Source organism: Pseudaquabacterium inlustre (genome assembly GCF_038066595.1).
Classification (GTDB): Bacteria; Pseudomonadota; Gammaproteobacteria; order Burkholderiales; family Burkholderiaceae_C; genus Pseudaquabacterium; species Pseudaquabacterium inlustre.
Genome location: NZ_JBBUTH010000004.1, coordinates 84,735 through 105,390 on the forward strand (window position 1 = coordinate 84,735; position 20,656 = coordinate 105,390).

At 71.8% G+C, this 20,656-nt stretch carries 17 protein-coding genes; 2 read left to right on the forward strand and 15 right to left on the reverse strand.

Features of this window, described 5'->3' with window-relative positions; genetic code table 11:
* Positions 1 to 48: 48 nt before the first annotated feature.
* On the forward strand, positions 49 to 1,704 hold the full coding sequence (locus AACH10_RS08495) for an MFS transporter (RefSeq protein WP_341409960.1): 1,656 nt from the start codon (positions 49 to 51) through the stop codon (positions 1,702 to 1,704).
* A gap of 5 nt (positions 1,705 to 1,709) precedes the next feature.
* Here the strand turns inward: AACH10_RS08495 and AACH10_RS08500 are convergent, their stop codons facing one another.
* Genes AACH10_RS08500 through AACH10_RS08510 form a run of 3 tightly spaced genes read right to left on the reverse strand, consistent with a single transcriptional unit; the run spans position 1,710 to position 5,436 of the window.
* Entirely contained in the window at positions 1,710 to 2,699 is a 990-nt protein-coding gene (locus AACH10_RS08500; protein WP_341409961.1) for a Bug family tripartite tricarboxylate transporter substrate binding protein, read from the reverse strand.
* Between the two features lie 31 nt (positions 2,700 to 2,730).
* A complete protein-coding gene (locus AACH10_RS08505; RefSeq protein ID WP_341409962.1) occupies positions 2,731 to 4,341 on the reverse strand; it encodes an AMP-binding protein in 1,611 nt (536 codons plus the stop codon).
* A gap of 51 nt (positions 4,342 to 4,392) precedes the next feature.
* Positions 4,393 to 5,436, reverse strand: a complete 1,044-nt coding sequence (locus AACH10_RS08510) for an NAD(P)H-dependent flavin oxidoreductase (protein ID WP_341409963.1) — start codon at positions 5,434 to 5,436, stop codon at positions 4,393 to 4,395.
* 275 nt (positions 5,437 to 5,711) lie between these two features.
* Here AACH10_RS08510 and AACH10_RS08515 point away from each other — a divergent pair, with 275 nt between their 5' ends.
* Positions 5,712 to 6,914, forward strand: a complete 1,203-nt coding sequence (locus tag AACH10_RS08515; RefSeq protein ID WP_341409964.1) for an ammonium transporter — start codon at positions 5,712 to 5,714, stop codon at positions 6,912 to 6,914.
* A gap of 10 nt (positions 6,915 to 6,924) precedes the next feature.
* Here AACH10_RS08515 and AACH10_RS08520 read toward each other — a convergent pair whose 3' ends face one another.
* The 12 genes from AACH10_RS08520 to AACH10_RS08575 form a co-directional block, all read right to left on the reverse strand.
* Complete coding sequence (locus tag AACH10_RS08520) at positions 6,925 to 8,196, reverse strand: hypothetical protein (protein ID WP_341409965.1); 1,272 nt, start codon at positions 8,194 to 8,196, stop codon at positions 6,925 to 6,927.
* Positions 8,197 to 8,220: 24 nt separating this feature from the next.
* The gene (locus AACH10_RS08525; RefSeq protein ID WP_341409966.1) at positions 8,221 to 8,940 is read right to left on the reverse strand and encodes a nucleotidyltransferase family protein; all 720 of its coding nucleotides are present in this window, start codon (positions 8,938 to 8,940) and stop codon (positions 8,221 to 8,223) included.
* A 2-nt stretch (positions 8,941 to 8,942) separates the two neighbouring features.
* Positions 8,943 to 9,845 carry an XdhC family protein gene (locus AACH10_RS08530; protein ID WP_341409967.1) on the reverse strand — a complete coding sequence of 301 codons (903 nt, stop codon included), beginning with the start codon at positions 9,843 to 9,845 and terminating at the stop codon, positions 8,943 to 8,945.
* Positions 9,846 to 9,855: 10 nt separating this feature from the next.
* Positions 9,856 to 11,058, reverse strand: coding sequence for a VWA domain-containing protein (locus tag AACH10_RS08535; RefSeq protein WP_341409968.1), 1,203 nt, complete (start codon positions 11,056 to 11,058; stop codon positions 9,856 to 9,858).
* 21 nt (positions 11,059 to 11,079) lie between these two features.
* Entirely contained in the window at positions 11,080 to 11,991 is a 912-nt protein-coding gene (locus tag AACH10_RS08540; RefSeq protein WP_341409969.1) for an AAA family ATPase, read from the reverse strand.
* A 5-nt stretch (positions 11,992 to 11,996) separates the two neighbouring features.
* Positions 11,997 to 12,785 (reverse strand): SRPBCC family protein, encoded by a 789-nt coding sequence (locus AACH10_RS08545; RefSeq protein ID WP_341409970.1) that lies wholly within the window; start codon positions 12,783 to 12,785, stop codon positions 11,997 to 11,999.
* Between the two features lie 4 nt (positions 12,786 to 12,789).
* Positions 12,790 to 15,207 carry an aerobic carbon-monoxide dehydrogenase large subunit gene (locus AACH10_RS08550; protein WP_341409971.1) on the reverse strand — a complete coding sequence of 806 codons (2,418 nt, stop codon included), beginning with the start codon at positions 15,205 to 15,207 and terminating at the stop codon, positions 12,790 to 12,792.
* Between the two features lie 16 nt (positions 15,208 to 15,223).
* A complete protein-coding gene (locus AACH10_RS08555; RefSeq protein ID WP_341409972.1) occupies positions 15,224 to 15,727 on the reverse strand; it encodes a (2Fe-2S)-binding protein in 504 nt (167 codons plus the stop codon).
* Between the two features lie 18 nt (positions 15,728 to 15,745).
* Complete coding sequence (locus AACH10_RS08560) at positions 15,746 to 16,609, reverse strand: FAD binding domain-containing protein (protein WP_341409973.1); 864 nt, start codon at positions 16,607 to 16,609, stop codon at positions 15,746 to 15,748.
* Positions 16,610 to 16,800: 191 nt separating this feature from the next.
* Positions 16,801 to 17,628, reverse strand: a complete 828-nt coding sequence (locus AACH10_RS08565; protein WP_341409974.1) for a LytTR family transcriptional regulator — start codon at positions 17,626 to 17,628, stop codon at positions 16,801 to 16,803.
* A gap of 112 nt (positions 17,629 to 17,740) precedes the next feature.
* Positions 17,741 to 20,053, reverse strand: coding sequence for a CHASE domain-containing protein (locus AACH10_RS08570; protein ID WP_341409975.1), 2,313 nt, complete (start codon positions 20,051 to 20,053; stop codon positions 17,741 to 17,743).
* 51 nt (positions 20,054 to 20,104) lie between these two features.
* On the reverse strand, positions 20,105 to 20,476 hold the full coding sequence (locus AACH10_RS08575) for a response regulator transcription factor (RefSeq protein WP_341409976.1): 372 nt from the start codon (positions 20,474 to 20,476) through the stop codon (positions 20,105 to 20,107).
* Between the last annotated feature and the right edge of the window lie 180 nt (positions 20,477 to 20,656).

Sequence of the window (20,656 nt, forward strand, 5' to 3'; positions counted from 1 at the left end):
GCTTTACCGCGCCGACACCGGGCGTCCAGCCACTACCATCGCGCACCGATGACCGACAGCACCGCCGCGCCTCACCCGTCCATCTGGCGCACGCTGCGCCACCCGGCCTTCCGCGGCCTGTGGTGGGCCAGCGGGCTGTACTTCATCGCCAATGCCATGCACACCATGGCCGCGGCCTGGATGATGGTGGAGCTGTCAGGCTCATCCTTCCTGGCGGCGCTGGTGCAGACGGCGGTGTTCCTGCCGATGTTCATGCTGGCGCTGCCCTCGGGCGTGCTGGCCGACACCACCGACCGGCAGCGGCTGATCCTGTCGGCGCTGGCGGTACAGGCGCTGGCCGTGCTGCTGCTGGCGGGCCTGCTGCTGGCGGGCTGGGCGGGGCCGGCCAGCATCCTGGCGCTGACCTTCGTGGCCGGCTGCTGCACGGCGGTGCTGTCACCAGCCTGGAACTCGGCGGTGGGCGAGATCCTGCCGCGCGACGAGCTGCCGCAGGCCATCGTGGCCATGAGCATCGCCTACAACGCCGCGCGCGCTCTCGGGCCGACGATTGCCGGCGCCGTGTATGGCCTGGCCAAGGCCTGGGCCGGCGGCGATGACGCGCCCCCGGCGCCCGCCGCGGCCACCGCCGGCCTGGTGGGCGGTGGCGCGGTGATGGCGCTGGCGCTGGCCGGCACCTTGGTGCTGGCCTGGGCCATGCTGCGCTGGCCGCCGCGCCCGCACCCGCCCAGCCGCCTGCCGCCCGAGCGGCTGTGGGGCGGCACGCTGGCCGGGCTGCGCTACTCCTGGCACAGCGAGGTGATCCTGGCCCAGCTGGTGCGCACCGCCGCCTATGGCGCGGCCGGCTCGGCGCTGTGGGCGCTGCTGCCGGCCATCGGCGCGCAACGGCTTGGCCTGGGCGCGGCCGGCTATGGCCTCTTGATGGGCTGCCTGGGCACCGGCGCGGTGGGCGCCGGCCTGGTGCTGGGCCGCGTGCGCCAGCAGTTGGGCATGGAGCGCCTGGTGGCGCTGGCCGGCGTGGTCTTCGCCGCGGCCATGCTGATCGCGGCACTGAGCCGCTGGGCGCTGCCGGTCTACCTGGCCCTGGTGCTGGCGGGTGCGGCCTGGATGAGCGTGATGTCCACCTTCAACACCGCCACGCAGACCAGCGCGCCGGCCTGGGTGCGGGCACGTGCCACAGCCATGCATGTGCTCAGTGCGCTGGGCTCGTTCGCGCTCGGCGCCGCCTTCTGGGGCGCGGTGGCCGGCATGCTGGGCCTGCCGGCGGCGCTGTGCATCGCCGCCGCGCTGATGCTGGCTGGCCTGTTGCTGGCGCGGCGCTTTCCGCTGCGCATTGGCGCGGCCACCGAGGTGACGCAGGCGCCGTTCACCGACCTGCTGGTGGCCGACGAGCCCGACCCCGAGGCCGGCCCGGTGGCGGTGGAGGTGATCTACCGCATCCGCGAGGCCGAGGCCGAGGCCTTTCTGGCCGCGGCGCAGCAACTGCGCGCCCCCCGCCACCGCGACGGCGCCACCTTCTGGCGCCTGTACCGCGACCTGGACGACCGCAGCCGGTACGTGGAGCGCTTCATCGTGCAGCGCTGGGCCGACTACCTGCACCAGCGCGCCCGCGCCACGCTGGCCGACCAGGCGCTGGAGGAAGATCTGCGCCGCTTCCTGGCCGATGGGCAGGAGGTGGAGATGCGCCACTACCTCGCCGAGCGCTGATCAGCTCACTCAGCCTTCGCGCCAGAATCTTTCACCACCTTCGCCCACTTGGCGATCTCGGCGGCCTGGAACCTGGCCAGTTCCTCGGGGCTGGAGATCCAGGGCTCCAGGCCCAGGCCCTTGAGCTTGTCGGCCACCTCGGGCAGCTTGAACACGCGCTGCATCTCGGCGTTGACGCGGGCCACCACGTCCTTGGGCGTGGCGGCGGGCGCGAACATCGCGAACCAGGTGGTGGCCTCGAAGCCGGGCACGCTCTCGGCCACGGTCGGAATTTCGGGCGCGGCGGCCGAGCGCTTGGCGGTGGTGACGGCCAGCGCGCGGATCTTGCCCTCGCGCGCCATCGGCAGCGCCGAGGGCATGTTGTCGAACATCAGCTGGATCTGCCCGCCCACCAAGTCGGGAATGGCGAACTGCCGGCCCTTGTACGGCACATGGGTCATCTGCGTGCCGGTCAGGCTCTTGAACAGCTCGCCCGACACATGCACCGACGAGCCCACGCCCGGCGAGCCGAAGCTGGCGGCGTTGGGGTTGGCCTTGAGCCAGGCGATCAGCTCGGGCACGGTCTTGGCCGGCACGTTGTTGGTGACCACCAGCAGGTTGGGCGCCGAGGCCACATGCGCCACCGGCGCGAAGTCGCGCACCATGTCGTAGGGCATTCTGGCGTACAGCGCGCCGTTGATGGCGTGCGTGCCCACCGTGCCCATCACCAGCGTGTGGCCGTCCGGCGCGGCCTTGGCCACCTTGTCGGCGCCGATGTTGCCGCCGGCGCCGGGCACGTTGTCGATCACCACCGGCTGGCCCAGCTGGGCCTTCTCGGCGAACAGCCGCGCCAGGATGTCGGGCGCGCCGCCGGGCGGGAAGGTGACCACCAGGCGGATCGGCTGCTTTGGCCAGGCGCTGGTCTGCGCGGCGGCGGGCGCGGCCAGACCGGCCATCGAGGCGGCCACGGCGGCCGCCGCGGCCAGCACCTGGCGGCGTGGGAGGGATGGGTTCATGCGGGGCGTGTCTCCGGGGCCGGGCGGTGTTTCAGTTGACGTGCCGCGCCTGCCCGGCCCAGTAGGGCGCGCGCAGCACTTTCTTGTCGATCTTGCCCACGGCGGTGCGCGGCAACTCGGCCACGAAGTCGATCTGTTTGGGCACCTGCACGCTGCCCTTCTTCTGGCGCACCAGCTCGGTCAGCTGGGCGGCCAGCTCGGTGTCGGGCACGGTCACGCCGGGGCGGCGCTGCACCACGGCCGTCACGGCCTCGCCCCACTTGCTGTCGGGCACGCCGATCACCGCCACCATGGCCACCGCCGGGTGGCTGGAGATCACGTCCTCCACGTCGCGCGGGTACACGTTGAAGCCACCCGAGACGATCATGTCCTTCTTGCGGTCGACGATGAAGTAATGGCCTTCGGGCGTGGCACGCGCCATGTCGCCGGTGTGCAACCAGCCATTCCTCAGCGTGGCGGCGCTCAGCTCGGGCTGGTTCAGGTAGTGCTTCATCACCTGCGGGCCGCGCACGCACAACTCGCCCACGTCGCCCGGGGCCACGGCGTTGTCGTGGTCGTCCAGCAGGGCCACGGTGCTGTGCGTGGTGGCGTTGCCGCAGCTGGCAAACAGCTCGGGCCGCTTCGGGTCGTGGTCGGCGCGCTTCAGGAAGGTGATCGGGTAGCCCTCGGTCTGTCCGTACAGCTGCGCGAACTTCGGGCCGATGCGCTCCAGGCCTTCCATCAGCCGGGTGGGCGACATCGGGCTGGCGCCGTAGATCAGCGATTCCAGGCTGCTGAGATCGGTGCGGTCCAGCTCGGGCTGGTCGAGCAGCACGTAGATCATCGTCGGCACCAGCAGCGCCAGGTTGATGCGCTCGCGCTGCACGATGTCCAGCAGCTGGCCGGGGTGGAAGCCCTTCATCAGTCGCACCGTGCCGCCGCGCATCAGCGTGGGCTGCACCAGCGTGCCGGCCACATGGGTGATGGGCGCGGCCGCCAGGTAGTGCGGGCAGGCCGGCAGCTCGAAATCGGTGAGCACGTCCAGCAGCATGGCCGCGCAGCCGGCCTGGTCGCGCACCGCGCCCTTGCTGCGGCCGGTGGTGCCGCCGGTGTAGTTGATGGTGGCGATGTCGTTGGCCAGCGAGATGTCGCGCATGCTGCCGTGGCCGACGCGGTGCGCGGCGGCCGCCAGATCGCTGCCGCGGTCGAGGCCGGCCGGATCGCCCAGCGTGTACACCTGCTGCAGCTGCGGGCAGCCGGCCACCAGGGCCGCGGCGCGCTCGCCGAAGGCCTGGGCATCGACCACCAGCACCTCGGCCTCGAAGTCCTGCAGCTGGAACAGGTGGTCGTCCAGGCTGCCCAGCTGGTGCAGCCAGGTGGTGCACATGCCGCTGGCCTGGGCCGCGGCGCCGGCGCACCAGGCCTCCATGCGGTTGCCGGCCAGCAGGGCCACGCGCGTGGCGTGCGGCAGGGCCGCGCCGGAATACACGGTCTGCATGCGGCCGATCAGCTCCGACAAGCCGCGGTAGCTGATCTGGCCACCATCCCACACGAAGGCGGTGCGGTCGGCGTAGCGGTTCAATGCACGCTGCAGCAGGGCGCTGACCGTGGGGCCGGTCTGGATGGCGACTTCGGGCGGAATGCCGACGAGGGCGGGTTTCATGCTGTGTCTCCCTGGTGAATGGCGGGCCGGGTGCGGGGCCGCGGACGACGGTCAGCCGCCGGCATCGTGGAACGCGGCTTCGAGTTCGGCTATCAGGTCTGCCACCGAGGGCACGCCCTGCACGCCCGAGACGCTGTGGCCGGCGCTCCACACGTCGCGCCAGCGGCGCGGGCCGGGGGCGGCGGCGGTTTCGGGGGCGGTCCCGGGGGCGGTGGCGTCGTCGTCACCGCGGTGGCTGCGGCCGCCGAACATCTGCGCGGCGGTCTCGGGCGTGACGCTCTCGTCCAGCCGCGCCGGGTCCAGCCCGGCCTGGCGGATCGACGGCGCCAGCATGCTGGTGGGCAGGCCGGTGAAGGCCTTGGTGAGCACGATGTCGTCGATGCTGGCCTCCACCAGCATCTGCTTGTAGGCGGCTTCGGCCAGGCTTTCGCGCGTGGCGATGAAGCGCGTGCCCATGTACCCAAGGTCGCAGCCCAGCACCTGGGCGGCGCGCAGCGATGTGCCGTCGCTCTGCCCGCCGGCCAGCACCAGCAGGCCGCGGTAGCCCTCGCGCCGCAGCGCGCGCACGAAGGCGAAGGGGTTCAGCCAGCCGGTCTGGCCGCCGGCGCCGGCGCTCAGCAGCACCAGGCCGTCGGCCCCGGCGGCGATGGCCTTGTGCGCATGGGCCAGCGTGGCCACATCGGCCAGCACGGTGCAGCCGATGCCGTGCAGCGCCGGCAGGATGGGCGCGGGCGAGCCCACGCTGGTGATCACCACCTCGGGCCGGTGGCGCAGCACGCAGGCCAGGTCATCGGCCAGGCGGGGCGAGCGCATGATCAGGTTGGGGCACCAGGGCGCGGCGCCGGGCTGGCCGGTCAGCCGGTCGGTGATCGTGCGCAGCCAGGCGTCGAGTTCATCGGCGCTGCGCGCATTGGCCGTGGGAAAGGCGCCCACCACGCCGGCGGCGCAGGCCGCGCTGACCAGGTCGACGCCCGACACGCGCAGCATCGGCGCGGCGATCAAGGGCAGACGCAGGCGCTTCAGCCAGGCGGGCCGGGCCGGGTCGGTCGCTGGCGGCGCATCACCGGGCGAGGCATGTGGCGGGGCAAGGGGCACGGCAATCGCTCCGTCGGGGCAGTGCGCGGCATGCTAGGCAGGGCAAGAGTGGCTGGCGATCGTCGGAACGGACGGATCGCCAAGTCGTCTTTCGTGCACAACAGTGGTGCAAAGATTCGCCCCAAACCTGCGCAAAGGCCTTGCGCCGCGCCGAGATGGTGCGCGATCGATGCACCAAACAAGGCATGCGAATTGCTTGTATCTGGTGCATCGTCAGACCGCCGTGGTGCATGAGGCCCCGAGGCGGCGCAGATACCCGTTTAGGAGCCTTTCCCATGGAGCAACTCAAGCAGGGCAGCGATGCCCTGTTCATTCTTTTGGGCGCCATCATGGTGCTCGCCATGCACGCCGGTTTCGCGTTCCTCGAGCTGGGCACCGTGCGCAAGAAGAACCAGGTGAACGCGCTGGTGAAGATCCTGGTCGACTTTGCGATCAGCACCATCGCCTACTTCTTCGTCGGCTATGCCGTGGCCTACGGCACCAGCTTCATGGTGGGCGCCGACGTGCTGGCGGCCAAGAACGGCTACGAGCTGGTGAAGTTCTTCTTCCTGCTGACCTTTGCCGCGGCCATTCCGGCCATCGTGTCGGGCGGCATCGCCGAGCGCGCGCGCTTCGGCCCGCAGCTGATCGCCACCGCGGTGCTGGTGGGCGTGGTGTACCCGCTGTTCGAGGGCGTGGCGTGGAACCAGCGATTCGGCATCCAGGCCTGGCTGAAGGCCGCCACCGGCGCCGAGTTCCATGACTTCGCCGGCAGCGTGGTGGTGCATGCCGTGGGCGGCTGGATCGGCCTGGCGGCCGTGCTGCTGCTGGGCGCGCGCCAGAACCGCTACCGCAAAGATGGTGCGATGAGCGCCCACCCGCCCAGCAACATCCCGTTCCTGGCACTCGGCGCCTGGATCCTGGCGGTGGGCTGGTTCGGCTTCAACGTGATGAGCGCGCAGACCATCGACAAGATCAGCGGTCTGGTGGCCGTGAACTCGCTGATGGCCATGGTGGGCGGCACGCTGGTGGCCGTGCTGATGGGCAAGAACGACCCCGGCTTTGCCTACAACGGCCCGCTGGCCGGCCTGGTGGCCGTGTGCGCGGGTTCCGATGTGATGCACCCGGCTGGCGCGCTGGTGGTGGGCGGCGTGGCCGGCGCCATCTTCGTCACGCTGTTCACGCTGACGCAGAACAAGTGGAAGATCGACGACGTGCTGGGCGTGTGGCCGCTGCACGGCCTGTGCGGCGCCTGGGGCGGCATCGCCTGCGGCATCTTCGGTTTGCCGACCTTCGGCGGCCTGGGCGGCGTGAGCTTCGGCGCGCAACTGGCCGGCACCCTGATGGGCGTGGTGTGGGCCTTTGCCGGCGGCCTGACGGTCTACGGCGTGCTGAAGGTGGCCGTGGGCCTGCGCCTGTCGGCCGAAGAGGAATACGAGGGTGCCGACCTGTCGATCCACCGCATCGGCGCCACGCCCGACCGCGAGGTGAGCTGGTAAGCCGATGGCCTCAGCGCACGCCGGACGACGGTGTGCGCCAGCGGTGAAGGGCGGCCTGCGGGCCGCCTTCTTCTTGGGCCGTGCGCGTCCACAGCGCGGCAGCACCGGCCAGCGCCAGCGCGCCATGCAGGGCCACCAAGGTGTGCGAGCCGAAGGTCTCCAGCGCCCAGCCAAAGCCCAGCAGCGCCAGGGCCGACAGGGCCAGGGTGCGCGCGGCCGACGGCGCCTTGGAGGGCGCGGCGCCAGCATCGCCGGCCAGCCGCAGACGCCAGGCCAGGCCCCAGGCCAGCCCGTGCAGCAGTGCGGCGCCAGCCAGGCCCTCGCGTCCCGGCCAGGCCAGCGCCAGGCCGCCCAGCAGCAGCAAGGCGGCCACGGCCTGGCGCAGCCGTGCTGCGGGCAGCGGGCGCAACCCCGGCCAGGGCAGGGCGGGCAGCAGCATGGCAGCCAGGTGCTGGGCCGCGGTGCTGGCGGCCTGTTCGGCCGGCGTGCCGTTGCCGGTGCTGCACCAGGCGGCCATCCAGGGCAGGGCGGCCATCATCGGCAGCATCGCGAACGCGGCGGCCTGCGACGCCCATTGCGCCGGATCGCGCAGGGCCGCCAGCCGCAGCACCGGCCACGCGCAATCGAACAGGCCGCTGCGGCAGGGCGTGGCGGCGCGACCAGCCAGCGCGGCCAGCCCGGCCAGCGCCACACCGGCCAACGGAAGTGACCAGGCGATGCGGGCCAGCGTGACGGCGGGATCGGCCCCCGCGGCGTCGGCCAGCAGCGCGGCGGCCAGCAGGGTGCCGCCGGCGGCAGCCAGCGGGGGCGGCGCGGGCCGGTGACCGGCTGCACCGCCGGCTTGAGCGCCCGCCTCGGCGCGGGCCTGCCGCAAGCCATGCACCGTGGTGGCGGCCAGGGCCAGCAGGGCGCTCCAGGCCAGGGCCAGCAGGCTGGCCGCTGCCCAGTGGGGCAGCGCGGTGAGTGCGATCGGGGCAGCCAGACCGACCGGGTGCGCGCCCGTGCTCGCCGCAGCCCACGACGCAGCCGCGCTCACCGCACCCACCAGCACCAGCGCCAGCGCCTGGCCGCGGCGCGTCAGGCGCCACCGGCCCAGGCCGGCCAGCGCCACGGCCGTGCCCAGCAACCACAGCGCCGGCAGCAGCAGGCCGCCAGCCTGCAAGGGCAGCCAGTGCCGGCCCAGCGCGGCCAGCGCCAGCCAGCCGCCGATCAGCAGCGCCCAGGCCAGCACGCGGCCGGCGGCCAGCGCGGCATCGGCGCGGCGAAGGGCTGGACTGGACATGCGATGAGACGCGCCGTTTGAGAACTAGGCTGGCAACTGCGCCGCCACCGCAGGTGCATCCGACCCCGCGGCCTGCGCCCACTCCGCCGGCCACTTCAGCTGGTGCCCGGTCTTGGCCTGCAGCCGGGCGATGTCGTCGTCGCAATCCACATCGGTGCGGTAGCGGCGGTTGTCGCTGTCGAACCAGTGCACGGCCTGGGGGTGAGCGGCGCGCCACTGCTTGCAGCCCACGTTGGCATCGCCGGCCAGGATCTGCTGGCGCACGCTGGCCGAGAAGGCCACCGGGTTGCCGGGCTCGCCGTTCACCCGCGGCACCACCACCTCGGTGCCTGGGTTGCGCTTCTTGTAGGCGCCGATCACGGCATGGATGTCGGCCGAGCCGATCAGCGGCTGGTCGGCCAGCGCGACCACCACCACGTCGATCTTGTCGGACAGCGCGGCCAGCCCGGCGCGCAATGACGACACCTGGCCGTCCTGCGGGCGCGGGTTGCGGATCAGCGTCACCGGAAAGCTCTGCACCGCCGGCTCGATGGCGTCGGCATGGTGGCCGAGCACCACCACCAGTTCATCCACGCCTGCGCCTGAGAGCGCCACCACCTGGCGCGTGATCAGCGGCACGCCGCCCAGCTGCAGCAGGCTCTTGGGCCGGCGGCCGAAGCGTGCGCCTTCACCCGCGGCCAGCAGCACCGCGCCCACCACCAGCCGGCTGTACAGGCCGCCGCCGCCTTTGAGGATGCAGCCCATGCTCAGTCGCCTCCGCAGCAGGAGGAGATTGCGGCCACCGGGCGCTCCAACGATGGCGTGGGCATCTCCACGGGATCAGCGGCTTCGCCGGCCGCGACCGCTGCAGGCGCCGCCGTTCCCTGCCGCCGCGCCGCCACCACCGCGGCCAGCACCGACAAGGCCACTTCCTCCGGCGTGCGTGCGCCGATCGGCGTGCCGGCCGGTGCCACGATGGCGGCCACGGCCTCGGCGTCCGAGCCGGCCGTCACCAGTGATTGCTTCAGCACCCCGGCCTTGCGTGCGCTGGCCACCAGCCACACGCCGCGCCCACCCAAGGCCAGTGCGCAGCGCAGGCCCTGCACATCGCGCTTGCCCTGCGTGGCCACCACCACGAAGCTGCCGGGGGCGATCTTCTTGGGCGTGGCGTGCGGGCAATCCCCGGCCAGCACCTGCTGCGCATCGGGCCAGGCTTCCGGCAGCGCACCTTGTGCCACCACGCTGACCGCAAAGCCCACGCGCGGCGCCAGGCCGGCCAGGGCCTGCGCCACGGGCGAATCGCCGATCACCGTGAGCCGTGCACGTGGCAGCACCGGGTCGACAAACAGCTCCAGCGTGCCGCCCGAGGGGCAGCTCATGCCGAACTGCAGCACATCGTCCAGCGGCTTGGCATCGCCATCGGGCGCCACGCGCAGCAGACGCGCCTGGCCATCCTCCAGCGCCTGCTGCACGGTGCGCAGCACGGCCGGCTGGGCGCAGCCGCCGCCGATCCAGCCGTCCACAAAACCGTCGCGCGTGACGATGGCCTTGTCACCGGGCTTGGCGGCGGCCGGCGGCTGCACGCGCAGCACGCTGACCAGCGCATAGGCTTCGTCCTGCTCGCCAAGCCGGCGCGCGGTGGCCAGCAGATCCTGGGCGTGGGTGGACATGCTTGTTCTCCTAGTGGATGAGTGACGCGGCCGCTTCCAGATCGGCCAGGCTGGCCAGGCGGATGAAGCGTTCGATCTGCGGCCGCGCGGCTTGCACCGCGGCCGAGGCCGGCGCGGCGGGCGTGGGGTGGAACCAGGTGATGCGCGCGCCGCGGCTGCGCACGCGCGCCAGCGCCTCGGCCAGCGCATCGGGCGCATCGGCATCGAAGCCGTCGGACAGCAACCACACCTGGGCGCGCCGGCCCAACTGGGCGCGGGCATGCACGCGCACGAAGTCGTCTACGCTGGTGGCGATGCGCGTGCCGCCGCCAAAACCCGAGGCCACGGCGTTGACCTTTTCCTGCACGGTGGCGCTGTCACGCTGCAGCAGCGGCGTGACCTCGGCCAGCCGGGTGTGGAACACGAACACGCGCGCCTGGCCCGGCTGCGAAGCCGTGACGAAGGCGCGTGCGATGCGCAGGAACAGCTGCGCATGGATCTCCATCGAGCGGCTCACGTCCACCAGGATGAACAGCCTGGGCCGCTCGCGCCGCGGCTGGCGCCATGCGGGCGCCAGCGGCAAGCCACCGGTGGCCAGGCTGGCGCGCAGCGTGCGGCGCAGATCCAGCCGGCGGCCGGTGCTTCGGGCTTGCCAGCAGCGCGTGAGGCGCTGGCGCAGGCGCTCGGCGATGCGTTCGGCCAACTGGTTCAGCCGCGCGAGATCCTGCGGCAGCCATTGCGAGAAGCTGCGCTCGTGCAGCGGATCGGTGCGGCTGGCGCCGCCCAATGTGTGGGCGCGGCCGGGGTCGTCGCTGGCGGCTTGCAGCGTGTCTTCCAGCGCGGCGTCGCTGGCGCCGGTGTCGCGCGTCGGCGCGCCGGCCGCGGCGTCCATGCCGGCGTGCATCTGCTCGACGGCCTGGCGCAGGTCACGCGACGGTCGCGTCATGCCGCTGACGCGCGTGCTGCCGCGCACACGCCGCGGATGCCAGTAGCGCTGGAACAGGTCGGGCCAGCGTGCCCAATCGCGCCGGTTCTGGCAGGCGATGGCGCGCCAGGCGGCGTCGAGCAGGCGCGACTGCGTGACCGGCAGCGCCATCGCCGCCTGCACGAAGGCCTGCTGCTCGGCGATGCCGATGCGAAAGCCGTGCTCGCGCAGCGTGGCGGCAAAGCCGGCGATGGCGCCCAGCGGGTCGGCCAGTGCGCCTGGGGTGCCTGCAACGGTGGCGTCGGTCACGGCAAGTTCCGGCAGGCGGGCTCAGGCGCCGTGGCGCGCGGCCACGCCGTCGCCGGTTTCCACGCGGTTGCGGCCTTCCAGCAGGCGGCGCAGGCGTTCGGGCGTGAGCTGGAAGCGGTCGTCACGGGTCTTCAGCAGGCAGCCCAAGGTGGCCTGCAGTGCGGCCGCGTCGTCGGGCAGCGCGGTGTGCTGCAGGCGGTGCAGCGCGCGCACCCAGTCCAGCGTCTCGGCCACGCCGGGGGTCTTGCCCAGGTCTTCGCGGCGCAGGCGCTGCACGAAGGCCACGGCCTCGTTCACCAACTGCGGCTCGGCCTCGGGGCAGGTGCTGCGCACGATGGCGATCTCGCGCGCCAGCGTGGGGTAGTCGAGCCAGTGGTACAGGCAGCGGCGGCGCAGCGCGTCGCTCAGCTCGCGCGTGCCGTTGCTGGTCAGGATGGCCAGCGGCGCCTGGCGCGCGCGCAGCGTGCCCAACTCGGGCACGGTGATCTGCCAGTCGGCCAGCACTTCGAGCAGAAAGGCCTCGAAGGCTTCATCGGCACGGTCGATCTCGTCGATCAGCAGCACCGCGGGCTGTTCGCTGGTGAGTGCGGCCAGCAGCGGGCGCTCCAGCAGGTAGTCGCGGCCGAACAGGTCGGCCTCGCGCACGCTGCCGGGCTGGGCCTCGTGCAGGCGGATGGCCATCAGCTGCCGCCCGTAGTTCCATTCGTACGCGGCCTGGCTCAGGTCCAGGCCCTCGTGGCACTGCAGGCGCACCAGGCGCCGGCCCTGCGCTTGGGCCAGGGCCGTGGCCAGCGCCGTCTTCCCCACGCCGGCATCGCCTTCCAGCAGCAGCGGGCGCTGCAGCTCGGCGGCCAGCCACAAGGTGGTGGCCAGCGCCTCGTCGGCGATGTAGCCGGCCTGGTGCAGGCTCTCGCGCAGGGCAGATGCGTCCATCGCGTTCAGGCGCGCTTGCCGAACAGGCCGGCGAACCAGTTCTTGATCAGCATCCACGCGATGGCCAGGGCGTTGAGCTCCTTGGCTGGCGCGGTGACGACGACCGGTGCGACGGGGCGCGGTGCGGGTGCGGGTGTGGGCTGGGCGACGGGGGCGGCTGCAGCGACAGCGGGAGCTGCCGCCTCAACCTGCGGCGCGGCTGGCATCACGGCCGGCGTTGTGACCGCTTCGGGTGCAGGCTGTTGTGCAGCCGCCTTCGGTTCAGTCACAGGCTGTGCCGCCACCGTCTCGGCTTCAGGCAGCGGCTGCGCCGCCGCAACCTCGGCTTCAGGCACCGGCTGCGCCGCTGCCGTGGCGCTGAAGTTGTCGGCGAACTGCTGCAGGATCATGTCCGACACCTGCACCATCATGCGGCCGCCGAACTGCGCGAACTTGCCGTTCACCGTCACCTTGGCCTGGCCCACCAGCACGCTGGTGCCCGGCGTCTCACCGGGCTCCACGGTGGCCACCAGGTCCATGGCCGCGGTGCTGCCGGCGCGGTCGGCGCCCTTGCCCAGCAGGTTCAGGCGCTGTGTGGCTTCGTCCAGCGACAGCACCTCGATGTCGCCGGCAAAGGCGGCCGTGGCCGGGCCCACCTTGACCTTGACGTTGCCCTTGTAGTGCGTGTCGTCCAGCTGCTCGGTGATGGCCGCGCCCGGCATGCAGCCGGCCACGGCGCGCACGTCGCGCAGCACGGTCCAGGCTTGCGCCGGGCTGGCGGCGACCGGGTAGCGCTTATCCAGAGAGACTTCCATCGCGTCAGACCTCCAGCGCCAGGCCGTGGGCCTTGAGCTGCTGCCACACGCGGTAGCTGGTGAAGGGCATGGTCAGGTCGGTCACGCCGGTGTGCGAGAACGCGTCGATCACCGCATTGGCGAAGCAGGGGATCGAGCCCACGTGCGGCGACTCGGCCACGCCCTTGGCGCCGATCGGGTGGTGCGGGCTGGGCGTCACGGTGTGGTCGGTCTCCCACTTCGGCGTCTCCACGGCCGTGGGCAGGAAGTAATCCATCAGCGTGTTGCCCAGCAGGTTGCCTTGCGCATCAAACGGCATCTGCTGGCCCATGGCCACGGCAAAGCCCTCGGTCAGGCCGCCATGGATCTGGCCCTCGATGATCATCGGGTTGATGCGCGTGCCGCAGTCGTCGAGTGCGATGAAGCGGCGCACCTGGGTTTCACCGGTGGCGCGGTCGATGTCCAGCACGCACAGGTAGATGCCGAACGGGTAGGTGAAGTTGGGCGGGTCGTAGTAGTGCACCGCCTCCAGCCCGGGCTCCATGCCGGCGGGCAGGTTGTTGTAGGCCGCCCAGGCGATGTCCTTCATGGTCTTGAAGCGGCTGGCGTCGCCCTTGACGTTGAAGCGGTCGATCTCCCAATCGAGATCGGCCTCGCCCACTTCCAGCAGGTGGGCGGCGATCTTGCGCGCCTTCGCGTGGATCTTGCGCGCGGCCAGCGCGATGGCCGCGCCTGCCACGGGCGTGGAGCGGCTGCCATAGGTGCCCAGGCCATAGGGCGCGGTGGAGGTGTCGCCTTCTTCCACCTGGATCACCTCGCTGCCGATGCCGAGCTCGGTGGCGATGATCTGGGCGTAGGTGGTCTGGTGGCCCTGGCCCTGCGTGATGGTGCCCATGCGGGCGATGGCCGAGCCGGTGGGGTGGATGCGGATCTCGCAGCTGTCGAACATGCCCACGCCCAGGATGTCGCACATCTTGCTGGGGCCGGCACCCACCACCTCGGTGAAGGTGCACAGGCCGATGCCCATCAGGTGCGTGGCGTTCGGGTCAGCCCGGCGTGCGGCCTGCTCGGCGCGCAGCGCGGGGTAGCCGGCCTTGTCCAGCACCTGCTTCATGGCCGTGTGGTAGTCGCCCGAGTCGTACTCGAAGCCGAAGGCGCTGGTGTACGGGAACTGCTCCTTGCGGATGAAGTTCTTCTCGCGGATCACCGCCTTGTCTAGCCCCAACTTTTGCGCCAGCACGTCGATCATGCGCTCGATCAGGTACACCGCCTCGGTCACGCGGAAGCTGCAGCGGTAGGCCACGCCGCCGGGCGCCTTGTTGGTGTAGACGCCCTTCACCTCGCAGTGCGCAGCCGCGATGTCGTAGCTGCCGGTGCAGATGTGGAACAGGCCGGCCGGGAACTTGGTGGGGTCGGCGCAGGCGTCGAAAGCGCCGTGGTCGGCCACCACCTTGACGCGCAGCGCGGTGATCTTGCCGTCGGGCGTGGCGGCCAGTTCGCCGTCCATGTGGTAGTCCCGCGCAAAGGCCGTGGTGCTGATGTTCTCGATGCGGTCTTCCACCCACTTCACCGGCTTGCCCAGCACGATGCTGGCCACGATGGCGCAGACATAGCCGGGGTACACGCCCACCTTGTTGCCGAAGCCGCCACCGATGTCGGGGCTGATGATGCGCACCTTGCTCTCGGGAATGCCCGACAGCATCGACACCACCGTGCGCACCACGTGCGGCGCCTGGCTGGTGATGTACGTGGTGAGCTCGCCGCGGATCGGGTCGAAGCTGGCCACGCAGCCGCAGGTCTCCAGCGGGCAGGGGTGCACGCGCGGGTAGAACATGTGCTGGCTCACCGTCACCGGCGCCGTGGCAAAGGCCTGGGCGGTGGCGTCGGCGTCGCCGGCGGTCCAGGTGAAGATGTGGTTGTGGTGCTCGCGGGCGCCGTGCGCGCCGCTGGTCTTGCCGGCCAGGTCTTCGCGCAGCACCGGGGCCTCGGGCTTCAGCGCCTCGTAGGGGTCGATGACCACCGGCAGCTCTTCGTAGTCGACGATCACCGCCTCGGCCGCGTCGGCGGCGATGTAGCGGTCGTCGGCGATCACGATGGCCACTTCCTGCATCTGGAAGTGCACCTTCTCGTCGGCCAGCACGGCGGCCACGTCGCCGGCCAGCGTGGGCATCCAGTGCAGCTTCAGCGGCTTCAGGTCATTGGCGGTCAGCACGGCGTGCACGCCGGGCATGGCCAGCGCGGCGCTCTTGTCGATGGACTTGATGCGCGCATGGGCCAGCGGGCTGCGCACGATGTCCATGTGCAGCTGGCCGGGCAGCTGGATGTCATCGACGTAGTGGCCCTTGCCCTGGATGAAGCGGGCGTCTTCCTTGCGCAGGCGGCTTTCGCCCATGCCCTGCAGCGCGGCCAGGCGTTCCACGCCCTTGTCGGTGGGTGCGTTCATTGGGTGCTTCTCCTGCTCAGGCGGTGACGGCGGCAGTGGTGGCCGGCTCACGCAGCTTGGCGGCCGCGTACAGCACGGCCTTGACGATGTTCTGGTAGCCCGTGCAGCGGCACAGGTTGCCGCTCATGCCCGTGCGCACTTCCTCTTCCGTCGGGTTGGGGTTCTCCTGCAGCAGGCGGTAGGCGCGCATCAGCATGCCGGGGGTGCAGAAGCCGCATTGCAGGCCGTGCTGGGTGTAGAAACCCTCCTGCACGGCGTGCAGCACGGGGCCTTGCGCCAGGCCTTCCACGGTCTTGATGTCCGAGCCTTCGCACTGCACCGCCAGGTGGGTGCAGCTCTTGACCGAGCGGCCATCGATGTCGACGGTGCAGGCGCCGCAGTGGCTGGTCTCGCAGCCGATGTGCGCGCCGGTCAGGCGGCAGTCCTCGCGCAGGAAATGGATCAGCAGGGTGCGCGGCTCGACGGCTTTCTCCACCGCCTTGCCGTTGATCGTCATCTCGACGAGTTGCTTCTTGGCCATGTTCGTGTCCTTTGGCGGTTAGCGGCAGCGCGAGGCGGCCTTGGCAATGGCGCGCTTGACCATCTGGCCGGCCATCGCGGTCTTGTAGGCAATGTCGCCACGCAGGTCTTCGGCGGGCTCGGCGGCGGCCATGGCCGCACGGGCGGCGGCGGCGATGCTGGCCTCGCTGACCGGCTGGCCCAGCAGCGCGGCCTCGGCATCGGCCACGCGGATGGCCATCGGCGCCACGTTGGTCAGCGACACGCGGGCATGGCTGACCACGCCGCCGTCCAGGCGCAGCACCACGGCGGCGCCGGCCGTGGCCCAGTCGCCGGTCTTGCGCTTCAGCTTCTCGTAGGCCCAGCCGGTGCCCTGGGCGAAGGCCGGCACGCGGATGGCGGTGAGGATCTCGTCCTCGGCCAGTGCCGTCATGTAGGTGCCGAAGAAGAAGGCGTTGGCCGCCACGGTGCGCAGGCCGTTCGGGCCTTGCAGCGTGAACTGGGCATCCAGCGCCAGGCTGATGGCCGGGTGGTCGTTGCCGGGGTCGCCGTGGGCGATGTCGCCGCCGATGGTGCCGCGGTTGCGCACCTGCGGGTCGGCGATCAGCTTGGCGGCTTCAGGCAGCAGCGGCACGCGGCGCTGCAGCAGCTCGCTGGCGATGAGGTCGTTCTCCACCGTCATCGCGCCGATGACGATGCTGTCGCCGTCGTCATGGATGCCGCGCAGCTCGGCGATGCGGTTCAGGTCGATCAGGTGTGCCGGCTGCGCGAAGCGCAGCTTCATCATCGGCAGCAGGCTGTGGCCGCCGGCCAGCAGCTTGGCATCGGGGCCCAGGCTGCCGAGCAGGCCGATGGCCTCGCCCACCGAACGGGGGGCGTGGTACTCGAAGGCGGGTGGAATCATGCGCGTCTCCGGGGTGCTTTGTTGGACGCGTCGATTCTTGGGAAGCCCCGTGCCGGTGTCGAACACGGGGCTGTTGCCCGCGGCATTGCACGAACGGTGGCGCGGACTGCACGAAATGCCGCCGGCTTGCACGAAGTGCAGCCGACCCCGCCTTGCGGCAGGTCAAGCCCGGGAAAGTCCGGGGAGGGTGATTACCCTCGATTCGGGAGCGCCAGCGAGCCCGACGGCACGCCCAGGCGCTCCAGCAGTTCGCCGGCGCTGCTGCGCGAGACCGGCACGGTCTGCGCCACGCCCTTGAGCTGCACGGCCAGCCGGCCGTCGTCGCGCTGCAGCTGGCGCACCGCGCGCAGGTTGATCACATGGCTGCGGTGCACGCGCATGAAGGTCTCGGGGTCCAGCCGCGAGGCCAGGTCGCCGATCGACAGGTTGCAGAACTGGCTGCCGCCCGAGGCCGTGGCCACGCGGGTGTAGTGGCCGTCGGAATCGATGGCCACGATGTCCTCGGCATCGACGAACACGATGCGCTGCTGGCTGACGGTGGGCACCTTCAGCAGCCGGCGGCGCTGGGCGGGTGGCGTCTCGGGCAGCATGCCGGGCGCTGCCGGTGGCGTCGCCGGCGCCGGGGCGGTGGCGCGCGCGGCCGGGTCGTCCTTGGCCGCCACCAGTTCGGTGATGTCGTAGAACACCAGCGTGTAGCCGCCGGGGCGCAGATCGCCACCCGACAGGCGCGACACCTTGATCAGCAGCACCCGCTCGGGGATGTTGATGATCATCGTCATCGGCGGCGGTGCGGCCACCGGGCACTGCGCCGCCTGGTCCAGCAGGAACTCGACCTTGGGCCGCGAGCGCTGGGGGTGGAAGTTCAGCACCATCTGGTCGAAGGGCAGCATGCGGTCGACCGGCAGCACGCGCCGCGCGAAGTCGTTCATGCCCACCACGCGACGGTCGGCGTCGAGATGGACGATGCCCACGTCGAAGCGTTCGAGCAGGTACAGCGGCGAGGCGGCGCGAGGGTCCATGCGGCGGGGCGGGTACAGCGGCAGACGAGGCCGGATTGAACCACGCGGTCGGCGCGTCTGCCGTGCTGCACTGCGGCACCGAAACGCCCGCGTCGGGCGCGCCGGCCGGGTGTCAGCCGGCGGTGGCCGGAGCGGGCGATGCGGCTTGGTTGGCGCCGTCGCCGGGGCTGGCCTCGGCCGGCGGCTCGGGAGCCGGGCCGGCCACTGGCGCGGCTGCGCGCGGCAGCCAGATCGTCACCTGCGTGCCGGCGCCGGGCGTGCTGTCCAGCGTCACGCGGCCCTGGTGCAGCGAGACGATCTCCTTGACGATCGCCAGGCCCAGGCCGGCGCCCAGGATGTGGCCCGAGGGGTCGGCACGGTAGAAGCGGTCGAAGGCCTGCGCGCACTGCTCGGGGCTCATGCCGATGCCGGTGTCCACGATGCGCAGCAGCGCCCAGTCGCGCGCCTCGTGGGTGGCGCTCAGCACGCTCAGCGTCACCGGGGCCGGTGGCTGCGAGTACTTCAGACCGTTGGCCAGCACATTGACCACCGCCTGCTGCAGCTTGCCGGCATCGCCCAGGGTCCACACCGGCGCGCCGCCGGGCAGCACCTGCACGCGCGGTGTTTCGCCGGGGCGCAGCAGGCACTCGCAGGCGGACAGCGCCACGGCCTGCAGGTCCACCGGCTCGTGGCTGAAGTCCTGGCCCTGGCGCGAGTCGATGCGCGCCAGGTCCAGCAGTTCGTCGACCAGGTGCTTGAGCACACCGGCCTGGCGGAACACCACCTCGGCCGCGCGCTTGCGCTGGCGCTCGTCGATGGGCGCGTTGGCCAGCAGTTCCGAGAAGCCGTACACGCTGGCCAGCGGCGTGCGCAGCTCGTGCGCCGCGGTGGTCAGGAACTCGTTCTTCAGCCGGTCCACCTCGGACTCGTGGGTCACGTCGCGGAAGTAGTACACGCGCTGGTGCTCACCCTCGCGCATGCCGCGCTGCAACTGGCGCGGTGGCGGCCCGGCCAGGGCCACACGGGCCTCGCCCCGGGCCAGCGGTGCCATCGGTTCGGCGCCGTCGGGCGCCAGGCCCGACAGCCATTCGTCCACCGCGTCCTCGGTCAGGCCCAGCAGGTCTTCGGGGCGCAGGCCGAACCACTGGCTGAAGGCCGGGTTGGTGAAGACCAGGCGGTGGGCGCCGTCGCTGGCGTCGCGCTCGAACACCAGCACCGCGTCGGGCGACAGCGCGCTGACCGCGGTCAGCCAGGCCAGCCGGGCACGCGATTCGGCACTGCGCGCCACCACCTCGTGTTCGAACTGGTTCTTGCGCCGGGCCAGCGAGGCCAGGCTCCAGAACAGCAGCAGGTCGATCGACAGGCCGCACAGTGCCACCAGGTTGGACTGCCAGGTGTCGACCATGCCGGCCACGTCGCGGCCTTCGTAATGCACCACCCAGCGCCGGCCGCCGAAGTCGAGCGGGCGCTGCAGTTCGAACTGTGCCGGGCCGCGCGCCGCCACCGAGGCGGCCGATGCCGCCATCGTGCCCGCCGACCACGAGGCGTAGAAGGCCTCGGCCGGCGCCGTGGGCGTGTCGTCGTGGATGCGGAAGGCGAGGGCGCCGGTGTCGTTGCCCAGGATGCCGGTCATCAGGTCGCGCACGCGGAACGGGGCGTACACCCAGCCCCACAGCGCGGGGCGGACGGCACCGCGCGGGCCGGCATCGGCCGCCGCCGTCAGCGCCGCGCCGGGCGTGCCGGACGGCGCCTGGCGCAGCACCGGCAGGTACAGCAGAAAGCCCTTCTGCACGTCGCGCCCGTCTTCCTGCACCAGCGTGACGATGCCCGACATGGCCACGCTGCCGGTGTCACGGGCGCGCAGCATGGCGGCGCGGCGCGTGGGCTCGCTGAGCATGTCGAAGCCGAACGCGCGCTGGTTGCGGGCGTTGAAGGGCTCCAGGTAGACGATGGCCGACATCAGCTCGCGCGCGCCCGCCGGGCGGACGGTGAACGACGGGAAGCCCTCCGCGCGCACGCCTTGCTCGAACCCGGCCACCTCGCCGGGCGCCAGCAGGCGGGTCACGCCGAAGCCCTGCAGGCCGGGGTAGTGCCGCTCGGGCTCCACCGTGTCGACATAGCGCTTCCACTCCGCGCGCGACACGTCGACCGAGGCCGCGAACAGCGCGGCGCCGCCACGCAGCATGGTCTCGTAGGACACCATGCGGCGCTCGATGCGGTGGTGCACCTCGTCGGCGCGGCGCTCGAACTGCTGGCGCGCATCCTCGATGGCGAAGTGCCGCGTCACGGCCCAGGCCAGCGCGGTGAGCAGCAGCGATCCCAGCAGGATGGCCAGCGCCACGCCAGGGCGGTGCAGGCCGTCCTCCAGGCGCAGCAGCCAGCGCTGCCAGGCGCTTGCGCGCGGCGCGCCGGTGTTCTCCGACGGCCGGTGCTCGATGACCTCCATGGTGGGGCGGCGTTCGCGGTGGCGTGCGGGGCAGCGTTTGCGCGCCGCGCCTCAGACCATGCGCGCCACCACCGCGAGCAGTTCGCGGGGGCTGAACGGCTTGGTCAGGTAGCCATCGGCGCCGGCGGCCAGGCCGTTGCGCTGGTCGGCCTTCATGCCGAGGGCCGACAGCATCACCACCTTCATGTGCGCCGGCGTGCCGGCACTGGCCTGCTGCTTGATGCGTCGGCACACCTCCAGCCCGTCGATGCCGCCCGGCATCATCACGTCCAGCAGCATCAGGTCGGGACCCAGCTGGCCGGCCAGCTTCAGCGCCGCCTGGCCGTTGTCGGCTTCGTGGACTTCATGGCCGTCGATCTCCAGCGTCATGCGCACGAGTTCGCGGATGTCCTGCTGATCGTCGACGACCAGGATGCGCTTCATGGGACGGGCTTTCGTGCGGCGGGTTGACGGGGCGACGACTGCAACGGCGGGGGCGGTGGGGCCGGCGGCACGCAGGGCGCGGCGCCGGCACTTTGATACGGCCCACCGATCTTGCGCGGTGGCCGGGCGCGCCGATGCGCGGATTTCCCTGCCCGGCGTGGCGTATTTCCGTGGATCGGT